This is a genomic window from Agathobacter sp. (assembly GCF_977054825.1).
Window position 1 is genome coordinate 1 of sequence record NZ_CDRTEH010000007.1, and the last position, 16423, is coordinate 16423.

Here is a 16423-nt window from a genome sequence, read left to right on the forward strand (position 1 = left end):
GACTTGACATGAAAAAAGATACAAATAATCGAAAAGACAAAACAAAATACGATGGTCCGGAGAAGCCGGACGCATACATGGGCAATGACAAGCAATGGGTTTTCAGGGCATTGGTTCTTGCTTTTGTAGATATGTGTATTATTGCAATCTCATTCTTTTTTGCTTTGATGATCAGATTTGAGTTTTCATATTCACATATTCCGCTCTCATATTTGGAGGGTTATCTGCACATTGTGCCATTGTTTATGGTGATTTCACTGGTGGTGTTTTATATTTTCAGGCTGTATCACAGTATATGGCGCTTTGCGAGCATCAACGAGTTTATGCATATTATTGGTGCCTTTCTGGTGCTTGCGGTTGTGTGCGTTATCATTCATGAGGTGTATGAGATTAAGATGCCTTATGCCTTCTGGATTATCGGACTGATGCTCAGCTTTGCACTGTGCACAGCGTGCCGTTTTGCATACAGATTTATCAGGACAGGTCAGAAGATGCTTGAGCAGAGAGGCTCCGCAAACGGTGATGAGAAGGTCATGATTATAGGAGCAGGAAATGCGGGCAGGATGCTTATCAGAGAGCTTATCATGAGCTCACATCTGCACACAAAGGCCTGCTGTATCATAGATGACAATCCGGCGAAGCTTGGGCGCTTCATAGATGGCGTGCCTATTGTCGGCAACAGAAATGACATTCCGGAGATGGTTGAGAAGTATGATATCACAAAGATTGTGTATGCTGTACCTTCCACATCGGGTAAGGACAGGAAGGATATACTCAATATTTGTAAGGACACAGGCTGTGATGTGTCTGTGGTTCCGGGAATCTATCAGATGGTGGACGGCAGGGTTTCGGTTTCCAATCTGCGTCCGGTAAGCATTGAGGATTTGCTTGGAAGAGATCCGGTTGTTGTGGATAATGATGGTATTCATTCATTTTTACAGGGCAAGGTAGTCATGGTTACAGGTGGCGGTGGCTCCATAGGTAGTGAGCTTTGCCGTCAGATAGCCAGGGAGAATCCGAAGCTTCTTATCATTTTTGATATTTATGAGAATAATGCATACGATATACAGCAGGAGCTGAAGCGCAAATATCCTTATGTAAGGGTGGAGACGCTGATTGGCTCTGTGCGCAACACTAACAGGCTGCACTATGTATTCCAGACATATCACCCTGAGATTATCTACCATGCGGCAGCACATAAGCATGTACCGCTGATGGAGGAGAGCCCGAATGAGGCAATAAAGAACAATGTGCTTGGCACTTTAAAGCTCTCAAGGATTGCAGCAGAGTACCATGTGAAGAAGTTTGTGCTTATCTCTACGGATAAGGCGGTCAATCCGACTAATATCATGGGTGCGTCAAAGCGTCTGTGTGAGATGGTTATACAGATGATGAACAGGCAGACTGAGACTGATTTTGTCGCTGTGCGTTTTGGAAATGTGCTTGGAAGCAATGGCAGTGTCATTCCGCTGTTCAAGAAACAGATAGAGGATGGCGGTCCTGTCACTGTGACGGACAAGCGTATTATAAGGTACTTTATGACAATTCCTGAGGCTGTGGCGCTTGTGCTGCAGGCCGGGCTCTATGCTCATGGAGGAGAGATTTTCGTTCTCGACATGGGTGAGCCAGTCAAGATTGATGATATGGCAAGGAATCTTATCAGGCTTTCGGGACTGGAGCCTGATGTGGATATTCAGATTGTATACACAGGTCTGCGTCCGGGCGAGAAGCTCTACGAGGAGATGCTGATGAGTGAGGAGGGCCTCAAGGAGACTCCGAACAAGCTGATTCATGTGGGTGAGCCTATTGAGATGGATGACGAGCTCTTTGAGAAGCAGCTTGAGATGCTCGAGAAGGCATGCACCTCAGAAGCAAAGGATATCAAGCAGATAGTTGCATCCGTGGTCAAGACATATCATCCGGATCTTGAGGACTAAAATATCTTTTGTTTAAACCGGAAGCGAGGAACATAACTATGGAAAAGAGACAGATTTCATTTTCACCACCTGATATAACAGAGGCAGAGGTATCAGCCGTTGCTGATGCTCTGCGAAGCGGCTGGATTACAACAGGTCCAAGAACTAAGGAATTCGAGAAGAGGATTGCTAAGCTATGCGGCACGAATAAGGCCGTGGCTCTTGGCTCTGCTACTGCGTGTCTTGAGTCGATACTCAGATTCTTAGGGATAGGTGCAGGTGATGAGGTCATTACAAGTGCATACACATATACTGCATCTGCAAGCCCTGCGGTGCATGTCGGGGCGACACTTAAGTTTATAGATGTAGCACCTGATTCCTTTGAGATGGATTACGATGCCTTAGAAGCTGCTATCACAGAAAAGACAAAGGTTATAGTGCCGGTTGATATTGCAGGCGTGCCTTGTGACTATGACAGGATTTTTGATATTGTGGAGAGGAAGAAGGCTCTTTTTCATCCGTCAAACGATGTGCAGAGGGCAATCGGGCGTGTGATTGTGGCGGTTGACTCAGCACATGCCTTTGGCGCCTCATACATGAGAGACGGTGAGAGGATTATGTGTGGCAATGTGGCTGATTTTACAAGCTTTTCGTTCCATGCGGTCAAGAACCTGACCACTGCAGAGGGCGGAGCACTCACCTGGAGACCTATAGAGGGCTTTGATGATGAGTATATCTATAAGCAGTTTATGCTGCTTTCACTCCACGGACAGACAAAGGATGCTTTACACAAGAATGGTCTGGGCAACTGGGAGTATGATATAGTGGCTCCTTCATATAAGTGCAATATGACTGATATACAGGCTGCCATTGGTCTGGTACAGCTTGACAGATATGATGGGCTTCTCAAGAGGCGCCGTGATATTATAGAGCGCTATGACGAGGCATTTAAGCCGCTTGGACTCTTGACAGTGCCTCATTTTACAGACAGGCATACATCGAGCGGACATCTGTATCTGCTTCGAATACCTGGCATCAGTGTGGACAGGCGCAATGAGCTTATAGTGCAGATGGCGGAGCGAGGTATCGCCACAAATGTGCATTACAAGCCACTTCCGATGATGACAGCATATAAGAATATGGGCTTTGACATAGCTGATTTTCCTAATGCTTATCATCAGTATGAGAATGAGATTACACTTCCTCTAAACACAAAGCTGAGTGATGAGGATGTGGAGTATATAATTAACAATTTATTGGAGATTTTACATGAGTAGATGGAGAACATGGGGAGAGATTCCTACATTCATGAAAAATGATTTTACACTTAAATATTACAGGCATCTGAGCAGAAAGAGGACAAGCATGGTATTCAAACGCATTTTTGATGTGATTATGTCCGCTGTTCTTCTTGTGCTGCTTTCGCCTGTTATACTGGTCCTTGCTGTCTGGATAAAGGTGGATAGCAAAGGACCTGTTTTTTTCAGGCAGGAGCGTATTACACAGTACGGCAGGAAGTTTCGCATATTCAAGTTCAGAACCATGGTGAATGATGCTGACAAAAAGGGCTCGCTGGTAACTGTCGGTGGGGATTCAAGAATCACGAGGGTCGGCGCTGTCATCAGAAAATACAGGCTTGACGAGATTCCGCAACTCATAAATGTGCTATGTGGTGATATGAGCTTTGTTGGCACAAGACCTGAGGTGGAGAAGTATGTCATGGCATATACACCAGCGATGATGGCGACGCTTCTGATGCCTGCCGGAATCACAAGTGAGGCAAGCATCAGGTATAAGGATGAGGACAGGCTTCTGGAGGCTTCTGATGATGTGGATTACACATATATCCACAAGGTGCTGCCGGGCAAGATGAGGTACAATCTTAAGTATTTAAAGAAGTTTTCGCTGATAAATGATATCAGGCTGTGCATTGAGACTGTGCTTGCGGTGATACATTAGTCTGCTTGTCTGGGAGGATGATATTTATGAATAAAGTTAAATTTTCAGTATTACTGTCAATTTATTACAAGGAAAAGCCTGAGTATTTCAGGGAGTGCATGGAAAGCATATATTCACAGACTGTTTTACCGGACGAGATAGTGCTTGTGGAGGATGGCAGGCTGACAGATGAGCTTTATGAGGCAATCAGTGAGTATGAATGCAGACCTTCGGAGATAAATTTTGTTACGGTAAAGCTTGAAAAAAACAGCGGGCTCGGTCTTGCTCTTGCTGAAGGCATAAAGCACTGCTCTAATGAGCTTGTGGCAAGGATGGACACGGATGATATATGCGTGCCTGACCGGTTTGAAAGACAGCTGAATGCTTTTTCGGAAAATCCAAAGCTTGATATCATAGGCGGCTACATCAGCGAGTTTTCCGATGATATGCATAATATTTTATCAGAGAGGACAGTGCCTCTCGGAAATTATGTGATAAAGCAGTATCAGAGAAGGCGCGATGCGTTTAATCACATGACTGTGATGTACAAAAGGTCTGCGGTGCTTGCAGCGGGAAATTATCAGGATTGTCTGCTTATGGAGGATTCTCTTCTATGGGCGAATATGATCAGAAATCACTGCCGTATGGCAAATATAGGCGAGACACTTGTATATGCCAGAACCGGTGATGATATGCTAAGGAGGCGAGGAGGCTTTGATTATTTCCTTAAATACAAAGCCGGAAGAAAGCGTATTTTAAAGACAGGGACCATAAGCACAGCCGATTATTTTGTTACGGTTGCGGCACAGCTTGTTGTCTGTATGATGCCACTTTGGATGAGGAGCCTTGTGTTTAAAAAAATATTAAGGAACTAAAACTTTTCAAATGCACGTTAATGTGGTAAAATCGTTATGGTTAACATTAATAGGCTTATAACTAGCTGACATAGGAGGTTAATATAAATGGATTTCAGAGCGGAGTACGAGAAATGGTGTACAGACCCATATTTTGATGAGGCTACAAAGGCTGAGCTTAAGGCTATCGCAGGTGATGATAAGGAAATAGAGGACAGATTCTATCGCACACTTGAGTTTGGTACAGCAGGTCTTCGTGGTGTAATAGGAGCCGGCACCAACAGGATGAATATATACACAGTCCGTCAGGCTACACAGGGACTGGCAAATTACATACTTTCACAGGGAGAGGACGCAGTAAAGAGAGGTGTTGCAATAGCACATGACTCACGTAATATGCATGATGAGTTCACAGATGCCACAGCACTCTGTCTTGCAGCTAACGGAATCAAGACATATGTATTCCCACAGCTCGCACCTGTTCCGGAGCTGTCATACGCAGTAAGGACACTCGGTACAATAGCCGGTGTTGTTATCACAGCAAGCCACAATCCTCGTGAGTACAATGGATACAAGGTATACTGGGAGGATGGTGCACAGGTTACTCCACCTCATGATACAAGCATCATGGCTGAGGTGGCAAAGGTTACATCGTTTGATCAGGTAAAGACTATGGACAAGGCTGCTGCTATTGAGGCAGGCCTTTACAATGTCATCTCTGATGAGGTTGAGGAGGGATATTTCGGAGAGCTCCGTAAGCTTTCTATCCATCCTGAGATTATCAAGGCTATGGCAAAGGATATCAAGATTGTTTACACACCACTCCACGGCACAGGTCTTCGCCCTGTACAGAGAGTACTTAAGGATATGGGCTTTGAGAATGTATACATTGAGCCAAGCCAGGCAGTACCTGACGGCAATTTCCCTACATGTCCTTATCCAAATCCTGAGAATCCTGATGCATGGAAGCTAGCACTTGAGCTTGCAAAGGAAAAAGATGCTGATATCGTTTTAGCAACTGACCCTGATGCCGACAGACTCGGTGTATACTGCAAGGATACAAAGACAGGTGAGTATGTGACATTTACAGGAAATATGTCAGCTATGCTTATCGGTGAGTATATTTTAAGCCAGAAGAGTGCCAATGGTACTCTGCCTGAGAATCCTGCATTTGTTGAGTCAATTGTTTCTACAGATATGGGTAAGGCAATTGCGGCAGCATATGGCGTAAAGCATATCGAGGTTTTAACAGGTTTCAAGTATATCGGAGAGCAGATGCTCAAATTTGAAAAGACCGGCTGCAACAACTATGTATTCGGTATGGAGGAGAGCTACGGATGTCTGCCGGGCACATATGCAAGGGATAAGGATGCTCCTGCAGCGGTATGTATGCTGTGTGAGGTAGCTGCCTTCTACAAGTCACAGGGCAAGACACTCTGGGATGGCATGATTGACATGTACGAGAAGTATGGCTACTACAGAGAGGGTATTTCCACAATGACCTTAAAGGGCATTGATGGTGCTGCACAGATAAATGAGATTATGACAAAGGCACGTGCCGCTGAGCCAAAGAAATTTGGTGATTATCAGGTGCTTGCTATCCGTGATTACAAGAATGACACAAGAAAAGATATGACAACAGGAAAGGTTGAGCCGACAGGTCTTCCTTCTTCTAATGTACTTTACTACGAACTTAACGATAACGCTTGGTGCTGTGTACGCCCTTCTGGTACAGAGCCTAAGATTAAATTCTATTTCGGAGTTAAAGGAGTGTCTCTTGAAGATTCACAGGCTAAGCTTGATGCTTTGTCAGCTGAGGTTCTCGGACAGTTTGAATAAAGACTATGATGAAAATATACATTTGCCCGGATTGTGGCTGGATACGGATGGTTTCAAGAAGGAAAGAGGTTGAATGCTTCAAGTGTGGCAGGCCGCAGATGCGTCTGACGAATCTGGAGTTTGGAAAGTATACCAATATGTCGGAGAAGGAGCGTCAGGACTACGCAGACGCGTGGCTTTACATTCATAGGAAAAAGGAAAAATAACATGGCAAAGAAGAGAAGAAGAAAAAAGAGAAGAAGTGGACGTAAGAAGATTATACTTTTTGTATTTGAAATCCTGTTGCTGTTAATTGTTCTGTTAGTGGTTTGGGCTTATAATAAGACACTCGGACAGGTTAAATATGAGGATGCGCTGACAGCTAGTGAGGCCGGAATCAATGAGGATATTGATGATGATGCTCTTGCCAATATGCATGGATATCTCAATGTAGCGTTGTTTGGTCTGGACAACAGAAGTAATGGTTCATACAATGAGGGAAATTCCGATTGTATTATGATTGCAAGCTTGAATTATGATACAAAGGAGGTTCAGTTGGTATCTGTATATAGAGATACGTATCTTCCTATCGGCAATGGAAAATTTGCGAAGGCGAATGCCGCATATGCTAATGGTGGGGCAAAGAGAGCAGTAGCTATGCTTAATTCAAATTTGGATTTGAATATTACGAAGTATGTTTGTGTTGATTGGAAGGCTCTTGTAGATGCTATAGATGATATCGGAGGTCTTGATCTTGAGATTACTAAGGCAGAGATGAAGGAAATCAATTATCTGATTCCTGAGGTTGATTCTACTACTGGATATAATACTCCTTATCTTGAGGGGGATGGTATGCAGCACCTTGATGGAACTCAGGCTACATGCTATGCACGTATCAGAAGCACCTCCGGTGATGATTTCTTAAGAGCTTCCCGTCAGAGAATCGTGCTTCAGGCTATGCTTGACAAGGCTAAGCAGTCAGATTTAGGCTCGCTCACTGAGATGTGCAAGGATATCATGAGTCAGATAAGTACCAATTTTACAGCTGCAGAAATTGTTCAGTATGCAACAGCTGTTACCAAATATCAGATGAAGGAGACAACAGGCTTCCCATTTGAGCTGACTACAATGAATCTTTCTACAACAGGCGATACAGTTATTCCGATTGATTTAGCAAAAAATGTTTCAGAGCTTCATCAGTTCCTGTTTAATGAGACTGATTACCAGCCGACAGATACAGTCCAGACTGTAAGTGACAAGATCGCTAAAAAGACAGGTGTTACATCAAAGACCTCTGCATTTGACCTTACCCAGTACAATGATACTGTTGGTTCTGATGGAACTGAAGGGGCAAAGAAAAAGAATAAGGATAAGCAGGATTCATTAAAGAAGAGTCAGTCGGAGTCTGAAAATAATTCTGGAACTAAATCGTCATCAGATGATTCAGATGAGTAATTACCTAAGGGTATTTATTAAGATGTTATGAGGAATAAGCTTTAGAAACAATATTAATATAAACAATATATCAGGGGCCAATCATTAGATTGGTCCCACATAATTTAATATGGTTAATAGAGTAATAACCTACAATTGATGAATAGTTAATGGAAAATCAATGACTAAATTACAAGAACAAGGGAGAATTTATGAAAACAGTAATTAAAGAAAAAATCACAGCAACAAACCAGAAATACTTAAAGAAATTCTTAACAGAGGAAGTACCGGCAAAGCTTGAGTCACAGCTTGAGCACATGGACTGGTCATACCTTGATATGATTCACAACAAGGAGCAGCAGAGAGGTACATTCTCACCGCTTGCTGCTATGGAGCTTTCAGAGATTGAGGAAAATAAGGACAAATATCTTGCAACAGGTCTTGAGGCAGTCAAGAATGGCAAGGTCGGTGCAATTCTTCTTGCCGGTGGACAGGGCACACGTCTTGGCTTTGACAAGGCTAAGGGCATGTTCAATATCGGAAAGACAAAGGAGCTCTACATCTTTGAGCAGCTTATCGCAAACCTCATGAAGGTTACAAATGAGGCCGGCACATGGGTACCTCTGTATGTCATGACAAGCGAGATAAATGATGGCATGACAAGAGAGTTCTTTGAAGAGCATGACTATTTTGGATATAACAAGGACTATGTGAAGTTTTTCGTGCAGGAGATGGTTCCGGCAGTTGATTTTGACGGCAATCTGCTCATGAAATCTGAGGATTCACTTGCCATGTCACCAAACGGTAACGGTGGATGGTTCAAGTCGCTTATCAATGCCGGTCTTGACAAGGATTTGAAAGACAAGGGTGTTGAGTGGCTCAATGTATTTGCAGTGGACAATGTGCTTCAGCAGATTGCAGACCCTGTATTTGTCGGTGCTACAATAGAGTCCGGCTGTGTCAGCGGCTCTAAGGTGGTCAGAAAATGCGATCCATATGAGAGAGTCGGTGCTATGTGCCTTGAGAATGGCAAGCCTTCGATTGTCGAGTATTACGAGCTCACTCCGGAGATGGCAGAGGCAAAGAACGAGAATGGTTCATTGCAGTATGGCTTTGGTGTTATCTTAAACTATTTATTCCGCGTGGACAAGCTCATGGCTATCGCAGAGAAGAGCCTTCCGCTTCATGTGGTAGAGAAGAAGGTGCCTTACATTGATGAGAACGGCACAGAGCATAAGCCTGAGACTCCGAACGCGTACAAGTTCGAGACACTCATTCTCGATATGGTATACATGATGGACAACAGCCTGCCATTTGAGGTAGACAGAGAGAAGGAGTTTGCACCTGTAAAGAATGCGACAGGTACAGATTCTGTTGAGACAGCGAGAGCGCTCCTTGAGAAGAACGGAATTGAAATTTAATATATGATTTATGGTAACTGTTCATTGGCAGGGATGTATTGATATTCTGCAATTTCTATTTATCGCAGATTAAGAGGTGCATCTGCTGATGAGCAGTTATTTTTATAATCGCGTAGTGGCCTGCAATGTGGAACATGGGCTATAAATAGTTAATTGATTTATGAAAAAATAAATAATCCCGTCACAAATTAAACACAGATTGACAGTATACTTCTAATTGTAAACGAAAGGAGAAATTATTATGGATAACAATTATGGAAATATGAATGATACAAATAATACAAACAACACAAACAATACAAACAATGTAAATTTCACCATGTCCGGTAATCCTTACAATCCGGATGAACAACAGAAGGCTGCACAGACTAATAATACGTCGGCTGAGAGATATTCACAGAGCTACAACCCATATTCGCAGGCTTCTGCAGCAGGACAGCCAAATGTAAATCAGTCATATGCAAACCAGCCTTATTCTAATCAGGCATATAATTCAGGCACAAATAATAATGCATATTGTGGCACATCAGCAGGTTCGACAGATAATTCATATAGCCGGACGAATATGAATGGTCAGGCATACCAGCAGACTGCAAAGCCTAAGAAACAGAGAGCACCTAGAAAGCCTGGTGCATTTGGACCATTTGCAGCAAAGACAGTAGCGGCAGCTCTTATCTTCGGACTCGTCGGAGGCGGCGTTTTCACAGGAGTAAGCTATATTGGCACGAGAGCTATTTCAAGTTCTTCTACTGCAAGTGCAAAGCTTACCACTACAACATCCGGTGGGACTAAGCAGACATCCTCAGGGGATGCAAAGGATCTGACAGATGTATCATCAGTTGTCGATGAGGTCATGCCTAGTATCGTTGCTATCACAAATACAGGAACAGTCACCTACAACAGCTTTTTCGGAAAGAAGTCGCAGCAGTCACAGAGCTGCGGCTCAGGTATCATTGTGAGTGAGGATAATGATTATCTCTACATTGCTACAAACAATCATGTTGTGGCAGATTCAGAGGAGCTCACAGTACAGTTTGATGATGATTCAGTGGTAAAGGCAGAAATCAGAGGAACGGATCCTGACGATGATCTTGCAGTTGTACGTGTAAAGAAATCAGATCTTGGAAAAGATACTTACTCAAATATCAAGATTGCGACAATCGGAGATTCAGACAGTGTAGCTGTTGGAAGCCCGGCAATCGCTATCGGTAATGCACTCGGATACGGACAGTCTGTCACAACAGGTATAGTAAGTGCACTTAACAGAACTGTTACTACACAGGATTCACAGACAGGCGAGACTGTAACTAACAACAATCTCATCCAGACAGATGCAGCAATAAACCCTGGAAACAGTGGTGGAGCACTCTTAAATGAAAACGGTGAGGTTATCGGTATCAACTCCGTAAAATATTCTTCGACAGATGTTGAGGGTATCGGATATGCAATTCCGATGTCAGTTGCAAAGCCTATTATTGAGAGCCTCATTCAGGATGGAAAGTATACAAACGAGAATCAGGCATACCTTGGAATAAAGGGTGGCGATGTTTCGTCTGAGATGGTAGCCTACGGCTTCCCACAGGGTGTGTATGTTTCATCTGTTTCAGCTGGTTCAGGTGCCGCAAATGCCGGCTTACAGGAGGGAGATATCATCACCGCTGTTGACAGCACAAAGATTTCTTCTATGACAGAGCTGCAGTCAGCGTTAAAGAGCTACAAGGCCGGAGATAAGGTTACTCTTACTGTTGCCCGTCAGAGTGGCAGACAGTACGAAGAGAACAAGGTTGAAGTAACCTTAAGCTCTGCAAAGGATATTCAGCAGTAATTAATTTATTTATATTTATGAGTAAAAAACGCGCCAGGTTTGGTGCGTTTTTTGTTTGGAAAAATATAGTTAAGGGTTGATTTTTTAAATAAAAAGGTGTAATATTATGAATGTTCATAAAAGCATAAGGAGAGACGAACATGAACAAACAAGAGAAAGATATACTGAACACGTTATATCATCATTCTGTTACAAACCAAAGAGAAATATCAGAGATATCCGGTCATTCTCTGGGAGTTGTAAATAAATCAATAAAAGAATTGATGAATGAAGGTTATATAAATGAAAAATGTGCTGTTACACCTAAGGCACTTAAAGAATTCAAAGAAAAGGTTCCGAGGAATGCTGTGATTCTTGCAGCTGGATATGGCATGCGAATGGTGCCTATAAATACTGAGATTCCAAAGGGACTATTAGAGGTAAATGGGGAAGTTCTTATAGAGCGGACAATCAGGCAGCTTCATGAAGTGGGAATTTATGAGATATATGTAGTTGTCGGCTTTATGAAAGAGAGGTATGAGTATCTCATTGATGATTTTGGAGTGGAGCTCGTTGTCAATGAAGAGTATACGACTAAAAATAATCTTTATTCAGTAAAGAAGGTTTTGAATCATTTATCAAATACATATATCATACCGTGTGATATATGGTGTGACAAGAATCCGTACCATCACCATGAATTATATTCCTGGTATATGGTCAGTGATTTGATTGATGATGACAGCACGGTGCGTGTTAATAGAAAAATGGAACTGGTTACCATACCGAAGGCTGCCGGAGGCAATGCTATGATAGGAATTAGCTATTTGCTTGATGATGATGCACAAATTGTCAAAGGCAGAATTGAAAAACTGTGTAGTAATTCGGCTAATGATGGTGCCTTTTGGGAAACTGCACTGTATGATAAGGACAGAATGTTTATTACTGCCAGGGTAGTGCATTCGTGGGATGTGGTTGAAATCAACACATATGAGCAGCTCAGAGAGATGGACAGCGATTCGAATCATCTGAAAACTGATGCAATACAGGTTATCTGCGATGCTTTATCTGTATCAGCGGATGATATTGTAGATATTACGGTATTGAAAAAGGGCATGACAAACCGCTCGTTCCTGTTTTCATGTAATGGGAAAAAATATATCATGAGAATTCCGGGAGAGGGAACAGATCAGCTGATAAACAGACGTAATGAAGCAATGGTTTATAATACTATTGATGGCAGACATATATGTGATGATATCGCTTATATAAATCCGGATAATGGATATAAAATCACTGCGTTTTTAGAAAATGCGAGAGTATGTGATCCGGAAAATAATGATGATGTTTGTAAATGCATGAAGCGTCTCAGAGAATTTCATGATATGAAGCTTAAAGTAAATCATGAATTTGATATATTCGGTCAGCTTGAGTTTTATGAGAGCCTGTGGGATGGTTCGCCTTCTGCATACAGACATTACAAGCAGACTAAGGAAAATGTCCTTTCACTCAGACCGTATATAGAAGCTCATGTAAATGAAAAGGTTCTTACGCATATTGATGCTGTTCCGGATAATTTCCTTTTTGTTAAGAATGAAGATGGAAATGAGGACATCAGACTTATTGACTGGGAATATGCAGGAATGCAGGATCCGCATGTAGATATAGCCATGTTCTGCATATATTCTATGTATGACAGGGAGCATGTGGATAAGTTAATTGATGCATATTTCACAGAAGGGTGTTCAGCTGAAGTCCGAATAAAGATTTATTGTTATATCGCAGTATGTGGACTTTTATGGAGTAACTGGTGTGAGTATAAGAGAAATCTGGGCGTTGATTTTGGTGAATATTCACTTAGACAGTACAGATATGCAAAGGATTATTACAAAGTAGTACAGGATGAAATGCAGAAATTGGAGGATAATTAAGAATGCATGAAGTAAAACGCGCGATTATCATGGCAGCAGGACTGGGTAATCGTATGAGACCGGTAACGCTGACTACTCCGAAGCCATTGGTAAGGGTGAATGGAAAGCGTATGATAGATACGGTTATTGAAGGCTTACATGATAATGGAATCATGGAGATTTATATTGTTGCCGGATATTTAAAGGACCAGTTTTATGAATTGGAACAGGAGTATCAGGGCGTGACTATAATTGAAAATCCTTATTATGAAAGCTGCAATAATATTTCATCACTATATGTTGCAAGAGATCATATTGAGGATGCCATTATACTTGATGGCGACCAGATTATATATAATCCTGAAATTCTTTCAAAAGAATTCGAACGCTCAGGTTATAACAGTGTATGGACTGATGAAGAAACAGATGAGTGGCTTCAGACAGTAGAAGATGGAATTGTAACATCCTGCAGCAGGAGTGGCGGAAGTCATGGATGGCAGCTTTATAGCATCTCCAGATGGACAGCAGCAGATGGACGCAAACTGAAAAAACATCTTGAAATAGAATTTGAGGACAAAAAAAATACTCAGATATACTGGGATGATGTTGCCATGTTCTGTTATCCGGATGAATATCAGCTTGGTATATATGAGATGAAAAAAGGCGATATTATTGAAATCGACAATTTGCAGGAGCTTGTTGAGATAGATAGTAGCTACAAGAAATATATGGAGGATTAGTATTATGAAAGAGAAAAAAATTGATTGGATTATCACACTTGTGCCATTAGGTATAATTGTAGCATTGTGTATATTATTTTTCGCATTACCTGAGCAGTCAAATGCCATACTCAGTCAGGTGAGATTTTTCTTTGGAGATACGTTTGGTATTTATTACCTGATTATAGGTTTAGGCATATTTTTGATATCGATATTTATAGCAGGCTCGAAGTATGGAGATATTGTTCTTGGAGAGCCGGATGAAAAACCTAAGTACTCATTCTTTTCATGGGGATGTATGATGTTTACATGTGGTCTGGCAGCAGATATTTTATTCTACTCATTTTCTGAGTGGATTATGTATGCAACCAATCCCCACATTAAGGAGCTTGGAAGTATACAGGAATGGGCCGGGGTATTTCCTTTGTTTCACTGGAGCTTTATTCCATGGGCGTTTTATCTTGTTTTAGCTGTTGCATTTGGTTTTATGCTTCATGTAAGGAAAAGAAACCGTCAGAAATATTCGGAAGCATGCAGACCTGTTCTTGGAAAACACACAGATGGTTTTGCAGGACGTATTATCGACCTGTTAGCTGTATTTGCGCTTTTAGCAGGAACAGCAACCACATTTAGTGTTGCAACACCTCTTATGGCAACAATTATTGGAGATGTGTTCCATATATCGCTTAGCAGAACAGCAATCAATATAATTATCCTTATAATTACATGTATAGTTTATACATACTCATTATTACATGGATTTAAGGGAATCAGCATTTTGGCAAAAGTCTGTATCTATTTCTTCTTTGGACTGCTTGCTATTGTACTGCTGTTTGGCGGTGAAACAAGATATATTCTTGAGACAGGATTGTCATCTCTTGGCACTATGGTGCAGAATTTTATAGGATTATCTACATATACCGATCCATTGCGTAAAACAAACTTTCCTCAGGACTGGACTATATATTACTGGGCTTACTGGATGGTATGGTGTGTGGCAGCTCCTTTCTTTATTGGAAATATATCAAGAGGCAGAACTATCAGACAGACAATTCTTGGAGGATATGGATTTGGTGTAGGCTCTACACTCATCAGCTTTATCATCTTAGGTAACTATTCAATGGGAAAACAGATGTCCGGAGCTGCAGATTTTATTGCGCAGTACAATAAGAGCGGTGATTTATATGAGCTGATAGTTACTATTCTTAAGACATTGCCGTGTGCACCTTTGATAATGATAATAGTTTTAGTGACAATGATTGCTTTTTATGCTACATCATTTGATTCTATTGCCTTAACTGTATCATGTTACAGCTACAGGAAATTAGGTGAGGATGAGCAGCCACACAAACTCATTCAGCTGATGTGGTGCATACTGCTTATACTTTTACCAATTGCCCTGTTATTTGCTGAGAGCTCTATGAGTAACTTACAGTCTGTAAGTATAGTTGCTGCATTTCCGATAGGTATAGTTATTGTGTTGATAACAATCAGCTTTATGAAGGATGCGAAGAAATATATGGGAGAATTAAAGAATAAGCAGAAATAAATAAAATAGTGTAATATATATGTGAAAGAATGCTTCGCTACGTGGTAGTAAGAGCATTCTTTTTTTGTAAAAAATAAATTTTATATTGACAATGTGTACACGAAATATTATTATAGATATGTTCATGAAAATAGCTATTTCAAATAATATGAACAAACAGAGGATATCAATATGAATAAACAAAGATATTTGAAGAAAAGCATAAGTGTCTTAGTGTTTACAATTCCGGCACTTATTCCGTTATTTGTGTTTTGGGTATATCCAATTTGCAGATCATTGTGGATTAGCTTCACGGATTGGGATTATATGACACCTACGTATCATTTTGTATTTTTAAAAAATTATATATCATTATTTAAAGATACAAGATTTTATGAAGCTTTATTAAATACATTTATTTTTACAATAGGAACGCTCGTGCCAACAATAGCGATAGGACTTGTACTTGCGGTATTTCTGCAAAAACCATTTCCGGGAAGCGGAATTATAAAATTTGTTTTATTTTCACCCTGGATTACGCCTACGGTTGCCATATCAATTGTGTGGACATGGATTTTTCAACCGGACAAAGGCTTGGCAAATTTGGTATTATCTTTCTTTGGATTACCTGGTTTGAAATGGATTAGTAGTTCGCAAACGGCAATGCTGTCAGTAATAATAGTTACGGTCTGGAAGAGTATAGGATATGCAATGATTTTTTATTTGTCTGCTTTAGAAAAGGTACCTGAAGCATTGTATGAAGCATGTGCACTTGATGGTGGCGGTAAATGGCATAAATTTAAATACATTACAATTCCAAATATTTCACCAACTACGTTCTTTTTGATGATAATAACTATGGTTAATTCGCTTCGGGCATATGACCAGATTCAAATTTTGACACAGGGTGGACCGAGTGGAAGCACTAGAACGCTATTGTATATGTACTATCAATTAGGATTTGAGGAATATAATATGGGGCAGGCAACAGCTGTTGCAGTTGTAATGATTATAATTACGGTTTTACTTTCAACGATTCAGTTTTACGGGTCTAAGAAATGGGTGAATTATTAGGAGTGTG

General features: G+C 41.2%; 13 protein-coding genes. All 13 read left to right on the plus strand.

Translation table 11 applies throughout. The features are described 5' to 3' along the window. Window positions 1-1937: polysaccharide biosynthesis protein (locus ACW6PM_RS07770; protein ID WP_456056777.1), on the plus strand; the 1937-nt coding region annotated here is incomplete at its 5' end. Between the two features lie 38 nt (window positions 1938-1975). Next, window positions 1976-3193: a DegT/DnrJ/EryC1/StrS family aminotransferase gene (locus tag ACW6PM_RS07775; protein ID WP_456056778.1), complete on the plus strand. Its 1218-nt coding sequence runs from the start codon at window positions 1976-1978 to the stop codon at window positions 3191-3193. Next, window positions 3186-3875, plus strand: coding sequence for a sugar transferase (locus tag ACW6PM_RS07780; protein ID WP_456056779.1), 690 nt, complete (start codon window positions 3186-3188; stop codon window positions 3873-3875). The genes ACW6PM_RS07775 and ACW6PM_RS07780 overlap by 8 nt, the downstream gene beginning before the upstream one ends. A gap of 26 nt (window positions 3876-3901) precedes the next feature. After that, window positions 3902-4729, plus strand: a complete 828-nt coding sequence (locus ACW6PM_RS07785) for a glycosyltransferase (RefSeq protein WP_456056780.1) — start codon at window positions 3902-3904, stop codon at window positions 4727-4729. An 87-nt stretch (window positions 4730-4816) separates the two neighbouring features. Then, window positions 4817-6547: a phospho-sugar mutase gene (locus tag ACW6PM_RS07790; RefSeq protein WP_015517254.1), complete on the plus strand. Its 1731-nt coding sequence runs from the start codon at window positions 4817-4819 to the stop codon at window positions 6545-6547. A 5-nt stretch (window positions 6548-6552) separates the two neighbouring features. After that, window positions 6553-6753, plus strand: a complete 201-nt coding sequence (locus ACW6PM_RS07795; protein WP_012743432.1) for a hypothetical protein — start codon at window positions 6553-6555, stop codon at window positions 6751-6753. 1 nt (window position 6754) lies between these two features. Then, complete coding sequence (locus tag ACW6PM_RS07800) at window positions 6755-7981, plus strand: LCP family protein (protein ID WP_456056781.1); 1227 nt, start codon at window positions 6755-6757, stop codon at window positions 7979-7981. Window positions 7982-8172: 191 nt separating this feature from the next. Further along, the gene (locus ACW6PM_RS07805; RefSeq protein ID WP_456056782.1) at window positions 8173-9381 is read left to right on the plus strand and encodes a UTP--glucose-1-phosphate uridylyltransferase; all 1209 of its coding nucleotides are present in this window, start codon (window positions 8173-8175) and stop codon (window positions 9379-9381) included. A gap of 241 nt (window positions 9382-9622) precedes the next feature. Then, window positions 9623-11206 carry a S1C family serine protease gene (locus tag ACW6PM_RS07810; RefSeq protein ID WP_456056783.1) on the plus strand — a complete coding sequence of 528 codons (1584 nt, stop codon included), beginning with the start codon at window positions 9623-9625 and terminating at the stop codon, window positions 11204-11206. Window positions 11207-11346: 140 nt separating this feature from the next. After that, window positions 11347-13116, plus strand: a complete 1770-nt coding sequence (locus ACW6PM_RS07815) for an NTP transferase domain-containing protein (protein ID WP_456056784.1) — start codon at window positions 11347-11349, stop codon at window positions 13114-13116. Window positions 13117-13118: 2 nt separating this feature from the next. Further along, window positions 13119-13835, plus strand: coding sequence for an NTP transferase domain-containing protein (locus ACW6PM_RS07820; protein ID WP_456056785.1), 717 nt, complete (start codon window positions 13119-13121; stop codon window positions 13833-13835). A 4-nt stretch (window positions 13836-13839) separates the two neighbouring features. Then, window positions 13840-15363, plus strand: a complete 1524-nt coding sequence (locus ACW6PM_RS07825) for a BCCT family transporter (RefSeq protein ID WP_306771856.1) — start codon at window positions 13840-13842, stop codon at window positions 15361-15363. A gap of 171 nt (window positions 15364-15534) precedes the next feature. Next, a complete protein-coding gene (locus ACW6PM_RS07830; RefSeq protein WP_306774135.1) occupies window positions 15535-16416 on the plus strand; it encodes a carbohydrate ABC transporter permease in 882 nt (293 codons plus the stop codon). Window positions 16417-16423: the final 7 nt, after the last annotated feature.